The organism is Eggerthella sinensis (genome assembly GCF_003339815.1).
GTDB classification, from domain to species: Bacteria; Actinomycetota; Coriobacteriia; order Coriobacteriales; family Eggerthellaceae; genus Eggerthella; species Eggerthella sinensis.
Genome location: NZ_PPTT01000041.1, coordinates 1 through 21,141 on the forward strand (window position 1 = coordinate 1; position 21,141 = coordinate 21,141).

A 21,141-nucleotide genomic window follows, 5' to 3' on the forward strand; every position below is an offset into this window, starting at 1 on the left:
GGCAATGGGGGGGGCAAACGCAAAAGCGGGGGGCGCCATCGCGCCCCCCGCTCACCATGTTCTTCGCTCTCAGCCTATCAGTCGTCGATGGGCCACTTGGTGCCAGTTTCGCGCCAATTCTCCCAGGTGAGCGCGTCACCGGTTATCTCCCATTGCCTGATGAACGTGTACTCGTGTTCAGCGCCCACAACCGACGTCGCGTTGTAATGACGGATTCGATCGCTATCGGGAACATCGAACATGTCCATTCCCCCATAGGCAGACCCGTCGCCTCCGGCAGCTTCGAGCAGCGTCGCCGCAAGGTCGACGTGGCCCGTCGGCACCGAGGATATCTTGATAGGCTCGTCGGATCCCCCTGCCTCCGTCGAAGGCTTCACCAGCATCATGGGGCTCGTCGGCTGCGTGATCTCGTCGGCCAGATACCACTCGCCATGATCCGCCGTCACCACAATGGTGGCGTCGTCATAGAGGCCGAGCGCTTTGAGGTCATCCAAATACTCGCTCACGATGCGAAGGGAGCCGAGACCCTGCTCGACGACATCGGTGCCGCTCTCCACCACTTCGACGTCGCGGTTCAACGTGAACGGGGCATGGGTGCCAGCCAGGTGGATGACGCGGAAGCTTCCCTTTTCTCCGAGGTCCGTCGCGGTCAAACCCTGCTCTTTGAGCCGCGAGTAGTACTTCACGTCGTCCATGGTCCACAGCGAGTCCATCGGAATCTCCGAGCTGTTCCCCAGCACGGCGTTGTTCACCTGGTCGGTGTAGAACCAGAACGGCGGCTTCAGCACCCACGGCAGATCGCGGTACAGCGAGCACTTCACCAGCATCGCGACCGCCGACAGGGAGTCAACTTCACGTTCGGGCTGCCTGATGTTCTCCACCTTCTCCGAAAGCGCGCCGATCGCATCGTGGATATCGGTGGCGTACAGGTACGTCTCGTACCCCTGCGCGTTGATGTCGTCGATCAAACCCTGCTGCGTGTACCAATCGATGATCAGCGACGTGGAGAAAGCCTCGTCATCGTCCTCAAGGGTCCGGCCCGTCAGCATCGACGCCATGGCGTAGCGCGTCGGGATCATCGAACCGGTCGAATTGTCGAACCAGGTGAACCCGGTGAACTCGTCAAGGCAACCGGGATCGGCCTCAACGGCCTCCTTCAAATAGCGCGTGTCGAACGTGTCGAGCACGAACATGATGATGTTGTTGTCGGCCGAGACCTCCGAAACCCCGTCCGTGGTGACCGACGGCCTCGCGTCGATGGGGGTCAGCCCGTCCTTCGCCGGAGCCGTGAGGAGAAGGCCCAGACTGACCGACTGGGCGACGATGCCCACCAGGCAAAGCGACGCCACCACGCCCTTGAAAGCCAGCGACTTCTTCAGCGACAGAAACACGGCGAGAGCGATCAAGGCAATCCACACGACGGCGCTCGTCACCGTAATGGCCGTGTAGTCGTCCCAGACAACCTGCGTTCCGTCGGCGGCGGGAAGCGATCCGTTCAAGAACATCGCTTGGATATAGGCAGCGATGCCCACCACCGAAACGATGGCGAAGCACACGTTGAAGGCCCTCCCCCGCACCAGCGAGAGCGCCAAAGCGAGCACGACCGAACCCAGAAGCGCGACGATGGCAAGCGGAATCCAGATGTCCGTCGCCGTGAAGAGCAGGCTGTTCACGCTGCTTGCAACGATTTCCAGGGGACCCACCACGACGAACGTGTAGAACAGCATCAGCGAGGCCGCCAACGCGAACAGGAAGCGCGTCGCCCAGCACAGCTTCTCGGGCCTGTTCGCCTTCAGCTCGGTCCTCATTCGCCGAGCTTCCGCGTCCGCGCGCTCGAGGCTCTCCTGATAATCGGATGCGCCGCCGTCGAGCGCGTGCACCGGTTCCTCGACGTGCTTTCCCTCGTTCTCGTCGATGCGGAGGATTCGGAGCAGGTGCTTGCGCACGCGGCGCCAGACGACGCCGAGCACGGCGGAAAGCGCCACCGCAACGCCAGCCAGCGCTTGGATGGTGTAGGTCATGACCGAGGGGTCGACGTAGGCGTAGGCCGGCGACGCGAACCCGAGCACCAAGATGCCGGCGATCAGGGCCGAAAACGCCCCGTCGCACACCACGAGGCCGGCGCGTGAGACGATGCGCTTCGCTTCTCTATTCGCCATGGCTGACCACCTCGAAAGCTTCATCGGCGCTGCCACCCTGCTTCGCGAGCATGCGCTCGAGCAGATAGGCGCCGGCGGTTTCGCCGCCATGCCCCTGATGGTAGATCATATGAGAGCGTACCTCCTCGATACGGTTCTGCCACGTTTCGGGATGAAGGACCATGTCCTCCACCACATCGCCCAGTCGCTCCAACTCTTCCACGGCCAGCGAAACGCCTATCTGATTGCGGATGGAGATATCGGTCGGCTCGATGCCGAGCTCCTCCCAATCGGGGTTGCTCACCTTCATGGGCGTATCAACGAAAATGGACGGCTTCATGGTGGTAAACGAAAACTCGCAGGCGATTGACGACCAGTCAGTGATGAGCACGTCCGCGTCGTACACCGAGTCCGACGTGCTGAAGTCCTGCTCGAAGTAGATATCGTCGCGCGACCACGACGCATAGCGCTGCTGCAGCGACTCCCATCGCGCATGGTAACGCTTGGTGTACTCGGGGTGCGGACGCACGATCACGCTGTATCCGCGGCCCAGCAAAGGCTTGATCACCTCGTCGGCGCACAAGTCGAGCAGGCAGTCTTCCTGCCACGACGGGGCAACGAGAACGACAGGGCGCTTGGTTTCAGGCGTTTCACGCGATGCATAGGCGGCAATCTGCCTGTCGAGCAGGTCGTAACCGCATTCCACCAGATTTCGCGCCGGGAGCCCTCGCATCTCCTCTGCCCGTTCGAGTTCTCGTTTTTGATGGGGGCCGACGCACAGAATGGTATCGTAGTGGTCGAGGGCCTCCTTCGCGGACACCAAATGGGTGGACGTCATATGATGGAACGCGTACACGTACTCGATGTCTTTGCGAATGTAGGAGCGTTTGATGTAGAAGTTCTCCAGGTCGTCGAGCGTCATCACGGCCACGTCGCAGTCAAGCTTCATCATGAGCGTGATCAGGCGCTTATCGCCGATATAGTACGCAACGAGGCGAGGCTTGCTCTTCTGCAATTCGAAGACCTGATCGTTGGGATCGCTCGTGACGTAGTGGATGTTCACGTCCGAGTTTGCCAGCAGCCACTCAAGAGCGCCTTCGAAATACTTGTAGAAACCGCTGCGTTCCGAGTAAAACACGATGTGCTTGCCCACCACGCTCATGAAGCGCTTATAGTCCTCTTTTTCGCGCTTTGCCAGAGGATCGCGCTTGTACCAAGGGGTTTTCCTCGCCGTGAAAGCGTTGAGTTCGTCCAGCTCCATGCGACTTGCGGCGAGCTCGGTGTAGTCGATGTATTTCGAAGGTCGGATGATCAGGTTGCACAGCGCCTGCACGATGATGGACATGAGGTTCGAGCATATCCAGTAAAAGGCCATGCCGGCTGCTACGTACACGCCGAGGACGAGGGACAACACGATGGAAAGCCCGTTGGTGGTGTTCTTTTCCATCTTGGACTGCTCGCGTTGCAGGGGGTTGATCCTGTTCTGAGCGAAGCCCATGACCACAGCGGACAAGCCCGCCAAGAGCGGCATGATCCACGAAAGCCCGCCGTCTTCCACCGGAACCATTCCCAAGAACTCGGTTCCCGGAGCGCCGTGATCGGTGATGCCGTGAATCACTTCGACCAACCCGAACAGGACGATGATCTGCACCGCCAACGGAATGAGCGAGAGCAGCGGATGGTAATGGTGCTTTTTGTTCAGCAGGGTTTGCTTCTCGCCGATGGTCTCGGCGTCGCCGAAGTACTTCACCTTGATGCGGTTGAGCTCGGGCATGATCTTGACCATGACGATGCTGTTCCACTGACACCAAAGCGACAACGGCATCAGAACGATCTTGATTATGACGGTGAACAGCAAAATGGCCATCCACCAGCTTCCCGTCAGATCGTAGCAAGGCTGCACGATATACGAGAAAAGATGCGCAAGCGCTTCAAGCATGGTTGTCTTCCTATATCCCCCTCGCGCAGAAGCGCGGAACCGTCAATCGATGAATCAAACGAGCAACACGCTATTATACACAAGAGCACCGTCGGCGTGTCGGGCAGTGCTAACATCCTGATCGGGCCGCAAAAAAAACCGCCGCGAGATGCGGCGGTTCAAGTGACAACGGCTGATCGGGCAGCCTACTCGTCGAGGGCGGCTGCTATCTCGTCGGTGATGTCCATCACGTGGTAGACGTTCTGCAGATCCTCGAGTTCTTCGAGGCGGTCGATGAGGCGCATGACCTTGCGCGCGTCGGAGACGGTGACCGTCGCCGGAGTCGTCGGCATCATGGTCATCTCGGCGCCCTTCGTGACGACGCCCGCTTCCTCGAGGGCCTTCTTCACGGCCATGAGGTCGCTCGGGCCCGTATAGACGATCCACTCGTCGTCGGCGTCCTCGTAGTCGTCGCCGCCGGCCTCGGCCACGGCGAGCATGAACTCTTCCTCGTCGGCCGCGGCGCCGTTCGGCTTCACGGGGTTCTTCTTGTCGCCGGTCTCGACCTCCTTGGGAACCATGATCTGGCCCTTGCGCTCGAACTGGAACGCGACGGAGCCGGACGTGCCCAGGTTGCCGCCCGCATGGCTGAACGCGGCGCGCACATCGGCGGCGGTGCGGTTGCGGTTGTCGGTGAGCGCCTCGCACAGCACGGCGACGCCGGCCGGGCCGTAGCCCTCGTACACGACGGTCTCGTAGTTCGCGGCGTCCTTGCCGGAACCGAACGCCTTGTCGATGGCGACTTTGATCTTATCCTTCGGCAGGGAGTAGCCCTTGGCCTTTTCGATAGCGGCCGCAAGCGACGCGTTGTTGTCGGGGTTCGGGTCGCCGCCTTCTTTCGCGGCCACCGTGATGTTGCGGCACAATTTGCTGAACAGAGCGGAGCGCTTTGCGTCCACCGCTGCTTTACGATGCTTGGTTGTAGCCCACTTAGAATGCCCTGACATATACGTCCCTTCCACATAGCAATATCAGCCGATAATATTAGCACATGTGTCAAACGCCCCGCTTCCCCTCCGCACGGTCTTCAAAAACGCCCTGCGGCCCGAGCGCATCGTCTGGCCGCGCCGCTCCCCCAACACGCCGGCCTTCCAGCCACTCCGCCACGGCGCTCACACCCTCGCCGGTGCGGGCGCTCGTCACGAAAATCTCGAGGCGCGGGTTCAAAGCCCGGGCATGCTCCTCGAGCGCGGCCAGGTCGAAATCGGGGTTCAGGGACAGGTAGTCGCTCTTCGTCACGACGAGCGCGTCCACCACGGCGAACATGGGCGGGTACTTCAGCACCTTGTCCCAGCCCTCGGGCACCGACAGCAGCATGATGCGCGTGTGCGCGCCGGTGTCGAAGTCGGCCGGGCACACCAGGTTGCCGATGTTCTCCAAGAACATCCAGTCGAAGGCCGCGCCCCCGAAGGCCTCCCATGCCATCTCCACCATGCCCATCTCCACATGGCACACACCGCGGGTGTTGAGCTCCACCGACGGCACGCCGGCCTCCTTGATTTTGAGCGCGTCCACGTCGCTCTCGAGGTCGGCCTCGATGACGCCGATCGCCGGGAGATTCGCTCCCGCCCGCCCCGCGCGCCCCCGCAGCTCCTCGATCAGCGCGAGCAGCAGCGTCGTCTTGCCCGCGCCCGGCGAAGCCATCACGTCCACGAAGAACGTGCCATCCCGCTTGCGAGCCGCGCGGAACGCATCGGCCGCCTCGTCGTTGGCGGCCAGGATATTCCTCTTCACCTCTATGACGCGCGTCTGGTCCATAGGAAACCTCCTCGATCTCAAAGCGCCGCGTCCGTCTCCGCAGAGCGGGCACCGGCCCGGTTAAGTCATGCATCAATAGTAGCGAACCTCGGGACCCTGGCCGATTCATAATGAGCATCGCCTATGCAAATCCTGCGAGGGCCGTCTCGGCCGTTCGGGAGGGAGCCCCGCGCGAATCCCCTCCCTCGCGCACTGCGCTTAGAACTTGAACGCGTCGGCCTCAGTGCCGCGGCCGATGAGGTTATGCTCGAAGCGATACGCCGCCTTGAGGTTGTAGTCGTCCTGCAGGAGATGGGGCATCTCGAGGATCTCGTCGTCGGGACGCTTGGCCAGCTTGCGCGCGCTTTGCGGGCAGACGTAGGCGCACTGGCCACAGCGCTGGCACAGATGGTCGGTCACGCGGGGGCCGCCATTGTAGTTGTCCATCGTGATGGCTCCCATCGGGCAGCGATCGGCGCAGGTGCCGCACGTGATGCAGGCGGTGAAGTTGACCTCGAGCGCATAGTGCGTTCGCCCGACGAACGCGGACTGCTTCTGCAGCTCCTCCCAGCCGCCGAGCGCTTCCGCCCCGGCTTCCCACTGAGCCGTGATGCCGCAGATCTTCGGGTTGCATTGGCACACCCACGCATGCTCCTTGCCGTAGAGGCAATGGAGGATGAAACCGTCGTCGCGGGACTTCTGGAGGATTTCAAGCGCCTCCTTTTGGGTGATGCGACGACCCAACCCGAGCGAGACCAGGTATTCGGCATCGTCGCCCATCGCGAAGCAGGTCTCGATGCGGTCGCCGTTCGAGTCGCGGAACTCGCCTTGGTCGCCGCGCATGAAATCCTCGAACGTCGGGTACGGCTCGCCCTTCTCGTGGCACTCCAGCACATAGGGATAGTAGCGGCACGAGCACGGCTGCACGGCGATGTAGTCGTGATCCTTGATGACCGCCTCGATGTCGTCGTAGGCGAGCAACTCGCTCTCCTCAGACACGACCTCCCTGTTCAGCGGCACCGAGTAGAACACCGGCGTGCCGGCATACGCGTGATCTTCTGCCAGGCCGGCGCCTCCGAGAGGCCAATCGAAGCCGTCCGGATCGGCGTAGTACTCGTCGCAGTAGCTGTACGTGTTGACGCCCTCGGCATAGCCGGGGATGTTGTACGTGACGCCCTCGGTCCGGGTGCGGAACGGCAACCAGCCAGCCTTGCTGAACAGCTCGCACAACTCCTTGCATGCTTCGTAGGTACGGCCTTTGCCCTCCTTCTGCGACTTGGCATAGAACTCGTTGGCCGTGAACTCCACACCCCACGGCATGTCGAGATAGGCCTCCACCTGCTCCTCGGTGAACAGCTTCATGGGGCGCTTGAACATCGTGTCGTTCAGGCCCTCGCCGCAGCCGAAGCCGTGCGCATGGATGAGAGCGCGCATCTTGACGTAGCACGCGGGCACGACCGAACCGTCTTCGTTCACCCACTCGGTTTGGGAGTCGACGTACTCCTTGCGACGGCGGTTGAGCTCCTCGAGCGGCATGGTGGAACCGCCGAGGGCCGCGATGTGCTCGGGCGTGCCGCGCCACACGGTGCCGTCGCTCAGGACGACCTCGGGAACCTGACCCGCACCGCCTTCGGCCGCGTTCGCACTCGTGGGAGCGCACCCGGACAGCGTGCCCACGGCTCCCATCGCGCCCATGGCCCCCATCATGCCCAGGAAGTTCCTCCTGCTGATCTCCTTCATCTGCATCTCCTTGTCTTCTCGCACGATCGACCCGCGTGCGAACTGTCGCTATCCGACCTGTTCGAGCCGAGCGTCCCCCACCACCTGTATGCGGTCGATGGTGAACTCCATGCCCGCGTGCAGCCGGTACTGGCGCTCGGCTGCGCAATGCGGGCACACCCAGGTGCTCGCATTGCGGACGTTGAGAGGGAACACGGTGCCGCAGCACGTGCAGCGCACGGTGTAAGGAACGCGCCTGATGACGAGCTTCGCGCGCTCGGCGACGGTGCCGCGCGCCAGAAAGGCGAACAGCCCCTGCATAAAGCTCTCGACCACGTCGCGCCCTTCGCCGATGGTGAGAAGAACCGCCCCCACCTCCTTCGCGCCGATGTCCTCCGCGTGCTCGAGCACCGCCTCCACCACGTTGTGCACCAGAGCCATCTCGTGCATGTCCGATTCCTCCCCATGTCGCTTCGCATCCCGCCATTGCGGCTCGCATGATGCGCCCCGAACGGGGAACGCGGGAAGAACCTTGATGGGCGTATTTGGAAATACCCTTTTGGGCGTAGTCCCATCAGGCCCGATGGGAAGGCTTCCACGTGCTATGCGCGGAAAAGGAGCCCAGGACGCTAGGCTTCGTCGTTGGAGGCGAGCTGCATGAGCTCCTTGTAGGAGTGGATGTCGCACTTCTTGTAGATGGCGCCGATGCGAGATTTGATGGTCCACGGGCTGAGGCACATCTCGGCGGCGATCTGCTCGCGGTTCAGGCCACGGAGCAGATGGTCGAGCACCTCGGACTCGCCTGCGCTCAAACGGTACCTCTTCGCCATGCGCTCGCGCTGCAGAGCGATGTTCGCTTCGTACCCCTCGTTCTCGGGCAGCGTCCCCAGCGTGAACACCAGCGCGCCGCTCGAGCGGCTCGGCAAGAACGGTATGACGACGAGCACGGCCCACATCGACGCGATGACGACGATCCACCAAGCCGCCTCCCCGCCGATCAGCGTTTGCGCCAACCAGAAGATCGCCCCCGAGACGCAGACGGCGCCGATGAACGTCGCGTAGTTGGCCGCGAACACGTCAGCCAGAGGCTCCCCCTCTTCGCAGCATACGTCGATCGAGAAGACGATGACCGATATCTCCCCTACCATCATAACGGCGCTACACAGCGGGTAGAACAGGGAGGGAACCGATTCGAAGAGGAGCGGCAGCGCGACGAGCACCGCGCCGCACGCGACGATGGAGAGCCTGATGAACATGCCGAACCGCACCCCACCCTGCGCATGCCCCGCCTGCATGGCGACGGCGATGGCGATGAGCAGCCCAAACGTGACGAACATGCTGATGACGGTTTCCACCGACCAACCGCCCCCGAACAGAAGCAAGCTGCCGGCTTGAGCCACTCCCCATGAGAAGCCCAAGCACACGAGCACCGAGACGGAGTGGACCGTGAGGCGGTAGCCCCTCGTATCACCGTCGGCCCGAGGAACGGGTTGCTGTGCCGACGGGTGGAAGAACACCACTTGAATGAAAGCCGACAGCACCGAGCACGCGGCCATGAGCACGGAGTACACGTACGGCACGCCATCGAACACCGACACCGCGCCCATCACAATGGGGCTGAGCGCGTAGCAGGGAACGAACGCGGCGACGAAGCCCCGGCGGTCGCAGGCGCTGCTGAGATCGAGGAACCTTCCGACCCAGAACAGGAGGGGCTGCGCGTAGATCGCCCCGGCAAGCAGGGAGAGCACGCTGCGGACGGCGGTGCCGGTGGGCACGTCAACGGCGGCGAGCACCGGTTGAGCCGCCCAGCACAAGAGGGCCGTGGCAACGTAGGCAAGCGCCCCGGCCACCTGCCTCCGCCTCGGGTCGCCTTGGCGAGCGGAAAGCTTCATCATCAGACATCCCAACGCCGTCCCGAGCATGAACGAGGTCTGGACGAGAAGGATGGAGTCCCATGAGAACGCATGCCCGATCGGTCCGGAGACGAACCCGAGCGGCCCGCCGCCGTAGGTGACGACGAACAGCCCGAAGCCGAGCCATAGGAGAACCCGCGTGCCCGTGCCGCGTTCGGCCCATACTCTGAAGTCCACGTCGTTCCCCGTCCCCCTGCGGTGTGCCCGACCTGCTGATCAGCATGGGATTGTAGCACATGTCGGCGACGGACGATCACATGCGAAACGCCTCGTTCGCCCATCGCCCATGCAGAACGCGAATCGGCTATGCACGTACTGTGCGACCAGAAAGAACACGTATGCCGCGATGCGAATTTCACATAGCGGCGCGCCGTGCATGCGGAACCCGCATCGCGTATGCAGAACACGACAACCGCAACGGCCCGCCCGCTGCGTAGCATAGGCGGTGTCCGAGCGAACCGAGCAGGAAGGAACCCGACCATGCACGAGATGGCGCTCATGCGCACCGTTGTCGATACGGTGCTCGACTACGCAGGCAAGGTGGACGCCGTGGAAGTCAAAACCGTGTACCTCACCATCGGCCTCAACCGCGACGTGGTGGAGGCGTACATGGACAGCATGTTCGCCTTTCTGGCGCGTGGGACCATCGCCGAGCATGCCGACCTCGTCGTCCGCCGCACGCCGTACACGGTCGCGTGCAACCAGTGCGGCCGCATCTTCCATATCGATGTCTACGATGCGACCACCTGGGTGTGCCCGCGCTGCAAGACGGAGCGCGATTACAAGCTGCATTCCGGCATGGAGTTCGCCTTCAACAACATCGAAGTCGTGCTTCCGGAGCAGGCCGAAGCCCGCTCGCAGGAGCTGGCAGGCTAGAAGGCCAACAGGGAAAGGAGGAGGGATATGGACACGGAAGGGGTGTTCGCCGTCGGGGTGTCCGGCATGGGGCCGGCGCTGTCGCCTCAAGGCGAGCGCATCGTGAACGCGAAGATGGAGGCGCGCAACCGCATGCTCGACGACCTGGAACGGCGCGGGTTGAACGTGGACGCCCTGACGCACCGCCACCGCGCATGCAACCAGGACTGCAACCAACCCGCATCCGACGCGCCCGCGCAAAGCGAGCCGGACACGCTCGCCGCAGCGCACGCGCGCATCCAGGCACAGGAGCACCAGCTCGAGCATCTGCGGCACCTGTTGGCCGTCCAGGAGAACAAGATTCTACTGCTTCGAGAAGCCCTCGAAGCAGCCCGCAGCGAGACACGCGAAACCAGGTGAAGCCGGGCGTCCCGCACGCCCGCCACGCACGACCGGAGAAAAGGAGAGAACATGGATGAGACGACCTTGGAGCAAGGGAAGACGCTGAGCCGTCGCGGCTTCGTAACCGCCGCCGGCGTCATGGGCGCCATGGGAGCGCTCGGCGCGCTGGGCTGCACGCCCCAGGAGGCCGCCGAGAAGTCGACCGACGCCGCAAGCGACGCGGCGGAAGGCACGTGGCACGGCGTGGCCGACGAGGTGACGGACGGCATCACCGTGAACGTGCCCGGCAAGCCCGTCGACGACGGCGCCTACCACGTCACGTTCAACGGAGGCCCCTTGACCGCCGCCGAGCAGCACGCCGCCGTCGACTCGTACGACTGGCGCACGAACCGCCTGACCGCTTCGCAGATTGCCGAGGACGCCCGGCAAACATCCGACGAAGAAGCCAAGAACATCCTGTTCAACGAACCCGAGATCACCCAAGACTACGTCACGGAAAGCGGCAAGGTGATACCCGCGGTGTACATCGCGCTGCGCAACCGCCTGCTGCGCGTGGGCCAGGGCGTCGGCAGCGAGATCCACGAGAACGCCTGGGACTTCCTCATGCAGGAGTTCACCGAAGACGAGGCCGCCTTCTATATCAGGCTGCCGAACTTCGCCTACTTCACCGCTGAAGAGGCTGGCGAGGCGACGGGCCAGTCGGCCGAGGAGGCGGGTGACACCTGCGAGGACCTGAGCTATCGCGGCCTGCTGAACCGCGTCCATCGCGCGGGAACGAAATACTACCATGTGCTGGCGTTCGCGCACGGCATGCTCGAGTTCATGATGAACCGCTACGACGAGGAAGGGTTCTGCGACTCCGTCTTCGGCATGTGCGGGGCCGACTACGGCTACCAGTCGCGCAACCAGGGCTCGCCGATGTACTTCCCTATTCCTGCCGAAGCCGACATCGTAGGCGACACGGAAATCCTGCCCAACCACGACTGGAACGAAATCGTGGACCGCTACGACACGCTGTGCGTGGCACCGTGCCAGTGCCGCACGTTCACGCCCATCCGCAACGGCCAGAAGCCCGGCGACTGGTGCGACCATCCCATGGAGACGTGCATCGCCACCGGCGAGCAGGCGCAGTACTACATCGAGAACGGCATCGGCCGCCAGATCGACAAAGACGAATGCCGTGCGATCCTGCAGAGGGGCGTTGACGCCGGCATGGTCATCGAGGTCATGTGCACCGCCGAATGCGACGTCATCTGCCAATGCCACGGCGACTGCTGCGCCATCATGCGCGGCTTCATCTCCCTCGACGGCGACGTGGAGAACTACCGCTTCCTGTCGCACTACGAACTGCAGGTGGACCACGACACGTGCATCGCATGCGGCTCATGCGCGGCGCGCTGCCCCCTGTTCACCATCGAGATGACCGACGCCGGCCCCGAGATCGGAAACCTGTGCGTGCGCTGCGGCCAATGCGCCACGGTGTGCCCGACAGGGTCCCGCAAGCTCTTCGCGCTTCCCGAGGAAGATCGCTTCCCTCTGCCGAAGGACATGGTGGACGACTATTATCAGAAGGGTCTTGAGCGCGCCAAGCGCGGCTACATCAACGACTTCGACCCCGCCAAGCTGCAAGCCTAGCACCATCCTGCGCCCGAGCCCTCCCCCTCCTTCGGCTCGGGCGCGCTTTTTTTGAAGCACCTGCGCTGCGCAACGAAGTTTTCGCTGGTAAAATACGCTCAAGGCGCATATACACGGCATTGGAGGGGACCCATGCTCGACTTTTCGCGCGAATTCCTGGTGTTGGCGAAGCACGCCAATTTCGTCAAAGCGGCTGACGAGCTGCACCTATCGCAACCCAGCCTGACACGCCACATCGCAAGCCTCGAGCGCGAGCTGGGCTTTCGCCTGCTCAATCGAGGCACCATGGCCCTCACCACCGCAGGACGCTTCTACCTGGGTGCCATCACCGGCCTTGTCGGCGAACTCGACGAAATCGTGGAGCAGGGGCGGCGCATCGACGCCGAGTGCGACACGGGCTTGTCGGTGAACGCGATATCGTCCTCGAACAACCAGTGGATGGACATCGTCTACGAGAGCATGTCGCTGCTGCAGAGCAGGCATCCCTACGCGCCGCCCGCCCATCTGTTCGACGACGATCAGCTCACCATCGCCTCATCGGTGTTCCTGGGAAAGGCCGACGTGGGCGTCGTGTTCAGCATGCCGGCCGACCTGCCCGAAGGCTTCGCCTGCGAGCTGCTGTTCGAGCTGCCGCTGCTCGTGTGGCTCCACAAGGACAATCCCCTGTCGCAACGCGCAGGCATCACCTTGGAGGATCTCAAGGAATGTTACCTGGTCAACCCGTCCACGCCCAACCTGCTCACCACGTTCGAAGGGGCCGTCGAGACGTTTCGCAAGCACGGGCTGGAGCCGAAGCACCGCGTGCGCACGCTCACCGAGTTCGATCGCATCCCCTTCACGCTCCAACCAGACGAGATGCTGTTCAAAACCGCGAACGCCGCGCATATCCCCATCCCCGCCACGTTCCTCGCCGAGGCGCGCTTCGCCGACCCCGGGCCGAAGTACCAGGTGTACCTCTTGTACCGCAAGGACGCGGGCAACCCGCAGACGACCGAGTTCGTGAAGATCTGCCACGACGTAGCCGCCACGAGGTCGCTCACGCGCACGCCTTGATCAGCGTCCCGTGACAGGTCGGCGACGGGACGCCTACGGATCGCATAATCGGATGCTTCCCCTCATCCTTGCTCATACAATCAGGCAGACGGGCCGCGACGGCCCATCGTCGTGCCTATGAAAGGAGCACTGCCATGAAGGGAAACCCGGAACTCATTGACCGGCTGAACTATCTGCTTGCCGGAGAACTGACCGCGATCAGCCAGTATATGGTGCACGCGGAAATGTGCGAGGATTGGGGCTACGATCGTTTGAGCGAGAACTTCAAGAAGCGTTCGATCACCGAGATGCATCACGCCGAGCGCTTGATCGAGCGCATCCTGTTCCTCGAGGGCACCCCCATCGTGTCCGAGCTCAACCAGTTCTGCATCGGCTCCGCCGTGCCGCAGCAGGTGGACAACGACCACGCAATGGAGCTGCAGACGGTGAAGGATTACAACGAGGCCATCGTGCTCGCGGGCAAGGTGCTCGACTACGCCACGCGCGACGTCCTCGAGGCCATCCTCAAGGACGAGGATCGTCACGTCGACGAGCTCGAGGACCTGCAGGACCAGATCGAGCAGATGTCGCTGCAGATCTTCCTGTCCACGCAGAACTAGCTCGCCCGTCGCGGACGTGCCCTGCACTTTACCGGGATAAAGTGCACACCTGCTGAGTTGTTGTTGACAACGGGATACGCGCTGAGCACTATAAGAGGATGTATCGAGAACCGGCGACGAGCCGCGCGCCAACGGAGCCGCCTGCCATCCCCGAAGGAGACCTCATGCGCTACATCCACTGCCTCAACAACATCTCGGCATACGGCACCGACCTGCTCAGCGACGAATACGAACTCACCGACGCCCTCGGCCAGGCCGAGGGCGTCCTCGTGCGCAGCGCCGCCCTGCACGACACGGAGTTCCCCGAGAGCCTGCTCGCCATCGCCCGCGCCGGCGCCGGCGTGAACAACATCCCGCTCGACCGCTGCGCCGAAGAGGGCATCGTGGTGTTCAACACCCCCGGCGCGAACGCGAACGCCGTGAAGGAGATCGTGGTGTGCGCCCTCATGCTGGGCAGCCGCGACATCGCCGGCGGCATCGCCTGGTGCCGTCACAATGCGAGCGACGAGAACATCGCGAAAGCCGCCGAGAAGGCCAAGAAGGCGTTCGCGGGTCGCGAGGTGAAGGGCAAGAAGCTGGGCGTCATCGGCCTCGGGGCCATCGGCGCCGAGGTGGCCAACATCGCCATCGAGCTGGGCATGGACGTGTACGGCTACGACCCTTACGTGTCGGTGGGCGCCGCGTGGCGCATGTCGAGCGCCGTGCATCACGTGACGAACCTCGACGACATCTTCCGCACCTGCGACTACATGACCATCCACGTGCCGGCTATAGAAAGCACCATTGGCATGATCGACGAGCGCGCCTGCTCGCTCATGAAGGACGGGGCCGTGTTCCTCAACTTCTCGCGCGACACGCTCGTGGACAACGAGGCCATGGCCGCCGCGCTGTCCTCGGGCAAGGTGCACGCCTACATCACCGATTTCGCCACGCCCGAGGTCATGCAGATGGACGGCGCCATCGTGCTGCCGCACCTGGGAGCTTCCACGGCCGAGGCCGAGGACAACTGCGCCATCATGGCCGTGCGCGAGCTCATGGACTACCTGGAAAACGGCAACATCGCGAACGCGGTGAACTACCCCGCCTGCGACATGGGGCCGGTGCCCGACGGCCTGCGCCGTGTGGCCGTGCTGCACGCCAACGTGCCGAACGCCATCGCGCGCATCACGAACGTCTTCGGCGACGCGGGCGTGAACATCGAGAACATGATGAACAAGGCGCGCGGCGACAACGCCTACACGATGCTCGACCTCGACGCCGGCACCCCGGGCCACCCGGACGACGCCATCGACCGCCTGTCGGCCATCGAGGGCGTCCGCCGCGTCCGCGTGGTGAAGTAGGGAACGCCCGCAGCCCCCGCGTTATGCAAGCGGCACCGGATTCCCGGTGCCGCTTTTTCATGCCGGCAGCAGCACGTTGAGGGCGCGGGGCTCGATGGACACGTCGAACGTCGTGGCTTCGATGAGCTCACCGTCCATTTGCGCGGGCGGGACCTCGTCGAACTCCACGTGCAGCGTGCGGACGCGGCGAAATTCCATCTGCTTGAAACCCGTGTGGCGGCCGCTCTTCGCAAGCGCGAAGATGAGCGCCGCACCCGCGACGCCGATGGGCGGATGGGCGATGCAGACGTCGAACAACCCGTCGTCGAAGCGCGCATTGGGGCAGATCTTGAAGCCGCCGCCGTACGAGGGGCCGATTTGCACCGCGAACGTGATGGACGCGCCGGCCACGGGCGCGCCGCCGTCGAACGAGGCCGTGTAGCGGCGCGCGTCGAGATGGTGCAGCAGCTGGTCGATGCCCGCTTCCGCGTAGAGGATGGTGCCGGTGCGCCCCGTGCGCTTGCGGCGCTCCACGGTGTCGAGCGCGATGGCCGCGTCGAGGCCGAACGAGAGCGTCTCCACGAACCAATGGCCGTTCACGCGCCCGAGGTCGGCCGGGTGCGGTGCGGCGTTCAGCAGCTGTGCGCAGGCGTGCTCCACCTTGCAGGACATGCCGAGCGTGCGCGCGTAGTCGTTGCCCGACCCCACCGGCACGATGCCGAGCGCCGGGCGAACGTCGACGGCGCGCTCCATGAGGCCGCCCGCCACCTCGTGGATGATGCCGTCGCCGCCGAGCGCGAGCACGGTGTCGTAGCCGTCGGCCGCGGCCGCCAGCGCCACGGCGTGGCCGGGCCGCTCGGTGAGCACGACGTCGAGCGCCTGCTCGCCCACGGCCGTCCGCAGCAGATGCGCGGCCTCGGTCGCCGCGTCCGCCCCGCGTCCGTTCTGCGCTGCCGGGTTCGCGATGAGCAGCATCGTTCCCAGTTGAGATGGCATGTGGCTCCTTCGTATCGGGTGCGCCTATTATACGGCTTCCGTCTCATCCGGCGACATGCGCATCTTCCCGGAAGACCGAAGTTCTCGCGCAATTCTTACACGATCCTTTCTCTCTCCCGACGCGCTTCTTGCACGGCTCTTACGTCCCTCTCCTACGATGAAAGACGCCGTCGCACACACGCGACCTCGCCGTATCGTCGATCGAAAGGACATCATGAATCCCCAACAGCTCGCGACCGCATACGACCGCGGCACGTTCGGCGTCTCGCGCCGCTCGTTTCTCAAGCTGGCCGCCATCGCCGGCGTGTCGGCCGCCGGAGGCATGCTCGTCTTCCCCGAGCAGCGGGCCGAAGCCGCGTTCACCCAGCCCGAACACCCGAACTGGCCCACGCTCCCGGGTTCGCGCGTGCGGTTCACCGTGCACAGCGACACCCACGTCGGCGCAAGCTCGAGCAACAACTACCGCGACAAAATCCCCGCGGCCTTCTCCGCCATCTACGCCCTCGCGCCCGACGTGAACGCGCACTTCTTCGTGGGCGACTCGGCCGACACGGGGCACCCCGACCAGTACCTCGAGCTTGCGCAGCTGCTGAACGCGAACGTGCGCAAGCCGGTGGGCATCGTGATGGGCAACCACGAATACTACAACTGGGGCGGCAACAAGCAGAACGCCCAGGATGCGTTCAAGACGTTCCTCGCCGCGGAGCTCAACGTGGCCGGCTCGTTCCAGATGCCGGGAGGGCCGAACGAAGGCCAGGTGGATGCCGACTTCATCGTGGGCGGCTACCATGTGATCGCCGCGGCGCCTGAACCCGGAGGCTACGACAACAGCTGGTACGGGGCGAAGCGCGACTGGATCCTCGAACGCTGCAAGGCGGCCGCGGACGAAGACCCCGCCAAGCCCATCTTCCTCTTCACCCACCACCCCTTCCCGAACACCGTCTGGTACTCGGGCTCCAACAGCTGGGACGGCCAGTTCGACGAGAATGCCAACACGACGCAGTCGGGCGCGTTCTACCGGTCACTGTGCGCGCTGTATCCGCAGATCATCCACTTCTCGGGCCATACGCATATCCCAATGGCCGACCCGCGTTCCATCCACCAGGACGATGGGTTCACGCTCATCCAAACCGCCACGTTCGCCAACAATTTCTGGATGGAGAACGGCGGACACGACGAAACGGGCAGCACGGGCGGCCACCCGAACGCCGGCTGGGACGCGAACCAATGCGAGCTGGTGGAAATCGATCCTGCAACGCATGCGGTGTCGGTGTATCGCCTCGACTTCCGCAGCGGCAGCGTCATCGGCGCCCCGTGGGTCATCGAGCCGTCGAAGGGCGTCGCCGGCTTCCGCTACACGCACGCCGACATGGCGAGTCGCAGCAAGCCGCCCCTCGTGCAGGACGGAGCCGAGGTCAAGGTGCCCGAAGCGTCCATCACGGCAAGCGGCGCCTCGTTCAGCGTGTCGGCGGCGCAGGTGGTGCCGGACACTTCGGGGCTCGAAGACGACATCGTCATCGCATACCGCGTGGAGGTGTGCGAAGAGGCGGCTCCCGACACGCCGGTGTACGACGCGCGTTTCATGACGGACTACTACAAGGCCGAAGCGAACCGCGCTGCGGAGTTCACGCGCCCGCTGTTCGGCGCGGCCCTGGCCGAAGACACCGCGTACATCGTGCGGGCGTTCGCCGTCAATCCGTTCGACAAGGAGGCGTTCGTGGGCGAGGCGGCCTTCCGCACGGCCGCCCGCCTCGTGCCACCGTTGGGCGAGGCGCTGTTGTCCGTGGACTTCTCGACGGGAAGCCACGCGGACACGGCGCCGACGCCGCACAACGCCGTGGCCACCGGCACGCTCGCCTACGAGAGCGACACGTTCGGCGTGCCCGTGGCCGTGTTCGACGGGTCGGCGGGCGTGGGGTACGACTTCACCGCCGACGATTACGCGGCCATTGCGCAGGCTGAAACGATCGAGGTGCTGTTCCAGTTCACGGCGAACCCGCCGAACGGCTACTTCGACCTGTTCTCGAGCGCCCAGGGAGCCGGCCAAGACCTGAGCTACTATGCGCCCCAGCTGCAGCACTACATCAACACCGGATCGGGCTATCGCTGCACCGAGGCCACCGTGCCGCTGAACGCCTGGACGCACGTTCTCACCACCTACGACGGCGCCACCATGAGCTACTACCTGAACGGCGAGCTCGTGTCGACGCTGGCGAACACGGGAGCCATCCCCGCGCCCTCCGCCGCGGCCACGCGCTGGTTCGTGGGCGCCGACGTGAACGAGGACGGCGAGATGGAAAAGCCCATGACGGGCAAGGTGGCGTTCGCGAAGCTGACGCCCGGCGTGGCGACGGCCGCGCAGGCCGCCGCACGCTACGTTGCGGCCGCGCCCGTCAGCGGCGTCGTCGAAGGCCCGAGCGCGGACGCTATCGGCACGGGCACGGTGGGCGCGGCCTACCCCATCCCGCCGCTGCCGTTCACCGACGCGAACGGACGCACGCTGCGCGGCATTCCCACGGTGATCGGGCCCGACGCCGCGACGGTCGAGGTGTTCGAGACGGATGCGGAAGAGGCCGCGTACCGCTTCACGCCCGCGGTTGCAGGCACGCATACGGTCACGTACGCCGCAGGGTACGCGCAGCACCCCTCGTTCGAGCTGACGGTGGCCGCCGCCGCGGCGGAACCCGACCCCGACCCCGATCCGACGCCCGACCCCGACCCGGAACCGACGCCCGATCCCACACCCGAGCCCTCTCCCGAGCCCGCGCCGGGTCCCGCGCCCTCCCCTGCGCCCGACACCTTCGCCCCGGAGGTCGTCTCCTCCACGCCCACGCCGCAGGCGACGAAGCTCGCCCAAACGGGCGACCCCGTTGCCATCGGCGGCGTGATCGCGGGCGTAGCCGTCACGGCCGGCGCCGCCATCTGCGTGGCCCGCAGTCTCATCAAGGGAGAGCTGAGCGAGGAGGAATAGCGCCATAGCGCGGCGAGAGCGCACGGGTTCGTGCGTCTCTCGCCGCGCCGGCCCCCGCGCCACGGGGGGTCTCCGATGAGCCTACGCGCGCTCGAACTCCCGATCGCGTTCGGCCACCTCTTCCAAGCCGGCTTCCACCGCCGGGTCGATGTAGCCGTGCGCCACGTCCCACGCTTGCGGGTCGCCGCTCACGGCCATGCCGCGGTACGGCTCCGTGCGCTTGCGGGCCGACACCACGCGCACGATCTCGCCGATGATCGCGAACGCCACGACGCCGATGAGCATGGGAATCTTCGACAGCTCCTCCTCCGAGCCGTTGAGCGGCACGATGGTGGCGATCATCGACAGGATGAGCAGCACCACGGGCACCCAGCAGGCCACGGTTGCCACGGCCTTGCCGCCCGGCACGCGGAAGATGCGGTTCGCGTTCGGGTCGGACGAGCGCAGCTTCAAGAACGCCGGGAACATGGGCATGTAGCAGATGAGCAGGAACACGATGTTCATCGAGAAGAAGATCCAGAAGAACCCGTCGAGCCCAATGGCCGACATGACGGGCGACACGAGCACGAGCGCGCTCGCAATCACGCCGTTGACAATGGCCGCCCCCGTGGGCACGCCTTTCTTGTTGAGACGCGCGAACACGCTGGGCATGTTCTTCTTGTCGGCCGCGTGCGCCGCCACGTAGTTCACGCCGAACGACCAGCTGATCATGTTGCCGAACAGCGTGATGAGGAACACAACGCCGATAATGATGAACAGCAGGCTGCCGTTGCCGGCCATGATGGCCACGGCGTCCATGATGCCCGAGTCGAGCGACACCTCGCTGGCCGGGATGGCCGCGCCGATGCCGAACGAGCTGAACAGGTAGATGGCCGCGATGGCGATGCCGCCCGCGATGATGGCCGTGGGAATCTGCTTCTTGGGGTTCTCCATGTCGTTGGCGAACACGGCGATGGCCTCGAAGCCCATGAAGTTGAACAGGATGATGGACAGGTACGTGAGGCTGCTCGCGTCCGTCGAGGGCAGGAACGTAGCCGGCGACATGTCGCTGGCGAAGCCGTTCGTCACGGCGTAGTACACGCCAAGACCGCCCACGAGCACGGCGATGGACACCTTGAGGATGGCGGACAGGTTGAGGATCCACCCCGAGTCCGACACCTTCGAGAAGCTCATGAACACGACGATCCACACGAAGGCCAGCTCGATGACGAGCGACGGCAGCAGCCCCAGCTCCACGCCGGTGAGCAGCGCGATGGTCTCGGGGAACAGGAACGCGAGCGAGGCCATCCACAGCGGGAAGTTGATCCAGTAGTACCAGCTCACGCGGCTGCCCCAGGCATCGCCGAACGCGCGGCGCACCCAGTCGGCGATGCCGCCCTCGTCGTCGGCGTACGTGGTGCCCAGCTCGCACACGATGAGGCCGTACGGCAGCAGAAACGTGAGGATGAGGAAGATCCACCAGAAGAACTGCTGATTGCCGATGGCGGCGGCAGGGGCCGCGGCCTCGGCCACGAACACAACGCAGATCACCGTGAGAATCGCGTCGATCATGCGGAATTTCTTTTTCTTGGCCATGAGACCATCCCCCTTACAAAGTGGGTTCCAGGTTGGCGTAGTACGTCAGCGAGCGGAGGCGGGGTGCCCCGACGGCTGCTAAGCCGTCGGAACGCGGTTGAGCACCGCGTTCATGCGGGCCTCGGCCTCGTCGGCCACGGCGGCGTCCTCCTTCGTCTTGGGGCAGAGGTAGGCCAGGATCGCGCGGATGGAGTGCTTGCGGTTCTCGGCCTCCACCCAGCAGAGGCTCCGCTCGGGATGGTCCATGACCT

16 protein-coding genes and 1 pseudogene are annotated in these 21,141 nt (G+C 64.4%); 7 read left to right on the plus strand and 10 right to left on the minus strand.

What is annotated here, in order from left to right; translation table 11 throughout:
- Nucleotides 1–77: 77 nt before the first annotated feature.
- From C1876_RS16145 to C1876_RS16175, 7 genes are all read right to left on the minus strand, one after another.
- On the minus strand, nt 78–2,159 hold the full coding sequence (locus tag C1876_RS16145; protein WP_114547754.1) for a sulfatase-like hydrolase/transferase: 2,082 nt from the start codon (nt 2,157–2,159) through the stop codon (nt 78–80).
- A complete protein-coding gene (yidC, locus tag C1876_RS16150; RefSeq protein ID WP_114547755.1) occupies nt 2,149–4,077 on the minus strand; it encodes a membrane protein insertase YidC in 1,929 nt (642 codons plus the stop codon). Before yidC ends, C1876_RS16145 begins: the two co-directional genes overlap by 11 nt.
- A gap of 185 nt (nt 4,078–4,262) precedes the next feature.
- Complete coding sequence (locus C1876_RS16155; protein ID WP_114547756.1) at nt 4,263–5,063, minus strand: YebC/PmpR family DNA-binding transcriptional regulator; 801 nt, start codon at nt 5,061–5,063, stop codon at nt 4,263–4,265.
- A 49-nt stretch (nt 5,064–5,112) separates the two neighbouring features.
- Nucleotides 5,113–5,874, minus strand: a complete 762-nt coding sequence (gene hypB / locus C1876_RS16160; RefSeq protein WP_114547757.1) for a hydrogenase nickel incorporation protein HypB — start codon at nt 5,872–5,874, stop codon at nt 5,113–5,115.
- Nucleotides 5,875–6,072: 198 nt separating this feature from the next.
- Nucleotides 6,073–7,593: an ATP-binding protein gene (locus C1876_RS16165; protein ID WP_158544725.1), complete on the minus strand. Its 1,521-nt coding sequence runs from the start codon at nt 7,591–7,593 to the stop codon at nt 6,073–6,075.
- Between the two features lie 48 nt (nt 7,594–7,641).
- Nucleotides 7,642–8,022, minus strand: a complete 381-nt coding sequence (locus C1876_RS16170) for a hydrogenase maturation nickel metallochaperone HypA/HybF (protein ID WP_114547759.1) — start codon at nt 8,020–8,022, stop codon at nt 7,642–7,644.
- 179 nt (nt 8,023–8,201) lie between these two features.
- Complete coding sequence (locus tag C1876_RS16175) at nt 8,202–9,662, minus strand: helix-turn-helix transcriptional regulator (RefSeq protein ID WP_114547760.1); 1,461 nt, start codon at nt 9,660–9,662, stop codon at nt 8,202–8,204.
- Between the two features lie 303 nt (nt 9,663–9,965).
- On the opposite strand from C1876_RS16175, the gene C1876_RS16180 reads away from it, so the two are divergent.
- From C1876_RS16180 to C1876_RS16205, 6 genes are all read left to right on the plus strand, one after another.
- Entirely contained in the window at nt 9,966–10,361 is a 396-nt protein-coding gene (locus C1876_RS16180) for a hydrogenase maturation nickel metallochaperone HypA/HybF (protein WP_158544726.1), read from the plus strand.
- Nucleotides 10,362–10,388: 27 nt separating this feature from the next.
- The gene (locus C1876_RS16185) at nt 10,389–10,760 is read left to right on the plus strand and encodes a hypothetical protein (protein ID WP_114547762.1); all 372 of its coding nucleotides are present in this window, start codon (nt 10,389–10,391) and stop codon (nt 10,758–10,760) included.
- A gap of 51 nt (nt 10,761–10,811) precedes the next feature.
- The gene (locus tag C1876_RS16190; RefSeq protein ID WP_114547763.1) at nt 10,812–12,377 is read left to right on the plus strand and encodes a 4Fe-4S binding protein; all 1,566 of its coding nucleotides are present in this window, start codon (nt 10,812–10,814) and stop codon (nt 12,375–12,377) included.
- 132 nt (nt 12,378–12,509) lie between these two features.
- Nucleotides 12,510–13,430, plus strand: coding sequence for a LysR family transcriptional regulator (locus C1876_RS16195; RefSeq protein ID WP_114547764.1), 921 nt, complete (start codon nt 12,510–12,512; stop codon nt 13,428–13,430).
- A gap of 134 nt (nt 13,431–13,564) precedes the next feature.
- On the plus strand, nt 13,565–14,029 hold the full coding sequence (gene bfr, locus C1876_RS16200) for a bacterioferritin (protein ID WP_114547765.1): 465 nt from the start codon (nt 13,565–13,567) through the stop codon (nt 14,027–14,029).
- A gap of 164 nt (nt 14,030–14,193) precedes the next feature.
- Nucleotides 14,194–15,369 (plus strand): phosphoglycerate dehydrogenase, encoded by a 1,176-nt coding sequence (locus C1876_RS16205; RefSeq protein WP_114547766.1) that lies wholly within the window; start codon nt 14,194–14,196, stop codon nt 15,367–15,369.
- A 57-nt stretch (nt 15,370–15,426) separates the two neighbouring features.
- On the opposite strand, the gene C1876_RS16210 is transcribed toward C1876_RS16205, so the two are convergent.
- Nucleotides 15,427–16,344 carry a diacylglycerol/lipid kinase family protein gene (locus tag C1876_RS16210; protein ID WP_114547767.1) on the minus strand — a complete coding sequence of 306 codons (918 nt, stop codon included), beginning with the start codon at nt 16,342–16,344 and terminating at the stop codon, nt 15,427–15,429.
- A 214-nt stretch (nt 16,345–16,558) separates the two neighbouring features.
- Here C1876_RS16210 and C1876_RS16215 point away from each other — a divergent pair, with 214 nt between their 5' ends.
- Nucleotides 16,559–19,315 carry a metallophosphoesterase gene (locus tag C1876_RS16215; protein WP_114547768.1) on the plus strand — a complete coding sequence of 919 codons (2,757 nt, stop codon included), beginning with the start codon at nt 16,559–16,561 and terminating at the stop codon, nt 19,313–19,315.
- Nucleotides 19,316–19,396: 81 nt separating this feature from the next.
- On the opposite strand, the gene C1876_RS16220 is transcribed toward C1876_RS16215, so the two are convergent.
- Together C1876_RS16220 and C1876_RS18055 are read right to left on the minus strand one after the other, a co-directional pair.
- The gene (locus tag C1876_RS16220; RefSeq protein ID WP_114547769.1) at nt 19,397–20,890 is read right to left on the minus strand and encodes an APC family permease; all 1,494 of its coding nucleotides are present in this window, start codon (nt 20,888–20,890) and stop codon (nt 19,397–19,399) included.
- Nucleotides 20,891–20,968: 78 nt separating this feature from the next.
- Nucleotides 20,969–21,141 (minus strand): annotated as a pseudogene (locus C1876_RS18055) (putrescine carbamoyltransferase); the annotation flags it as partial.

Coding starts and splice junctions, on each gene's coding strand:
- C1876_RS16145 (WP_114547754.1), bottom strand. CDS start 2,159: ATGGCGAATAGAGAAGCGAAGCGCATCGTCTCACGCGCCGGCCTCGTG.
- yidC (WP_114547755.1), bottom strand. CDS start 4,077: ATGCTTGAAGCGCTTGCGCATCTTTTCTCGTATATCGTGCAGCCTTGC.
- C1876_RS16155 (WP_114547756.1), bottom strand. CDS start 5,063: ATGTCAGGGCATTCTAAGTGGGCTACAACCAAGCATCGTAAAGCAGCG.
- hypB (WP_114547757.1), bottom strand. CDS start 5,874: ATGGACCAGACGCGCGTCATAGAGGTGAAGAGGAATATCCTGGCCGCC.
- C1876_RS16165 (WP_158544725.1), bottom strand. CDS start 7,593: ATGAAGGAGATCAGCAGGAGGAACTTCCTGGGCATGATGGGGGCCATG.
- C1876_RS16170 (WP_114547759.1), bottom strand. CDS start 8,022: ATGCACGAGATGGCTCTGGTGCACAACGTGGTGGAGGCGGTGCTCGAG.
- C1876_RS16180 (WP_158544726.1), top strand. CDS start 9,966: ATGCACGAGATGGCGCTCATGCGCACCGTTGTCGATACGGTGCTCGAC.
- C1876_RS16185 (WP_114547762.1), top strand. CDS start 10,389: ATGGACACGGAAGGGGTGTTCGCCGTCGGGGTGTCCGGCATGGGGCCG.
- C1876_RS16190 (WP_114547763.1), top strand. CDS start 10,812: ATGGATGAGACGACCTTGGAGCAAGGGAAGACGCTGAGCCGTCGCGGC.
- C1876_RS16195 (WP_114547764.1), top strand. CDS start 12,510: ATGCTCGACTTTTCGCGCGAATTCCTGGTGTTGGCGAAGCACGCCAAT.
- bfr (WP_114547765.1), top strand. CDS start 13,565: ATGAAGGGAAACCCGGAACTCATTGACCGGCTGAACTATCTGCTTGCC.
- C1876_RS16205 (WP_114547766.1), top strand. CDS start 14,194: ATGCGCTACATCCACTGCCTCAACAACATCTCGGCATACGGCACCGAC.
- C1876_RS16210 (WP_114547767.1), bottom strand. CDS start 16,344: ATGCCATCTCAACTGGGAACGATGCTGCTCATCGCGAACCCGGCAGCG.
- C1876_RS16215 (WP_114547768.1), top strand. CDS start 16,559: ATGAATCCCCAACAGCTCGCGACCGCATACGACCGCGGCACGTTCGGC.
- C1876_RS16220 (WP_114547769.1), bottom strand. CDS start 20,890: ATGGCCAAGAAAAAGAAATTCCGCATGATCGACGCGATTCTCACGGTG.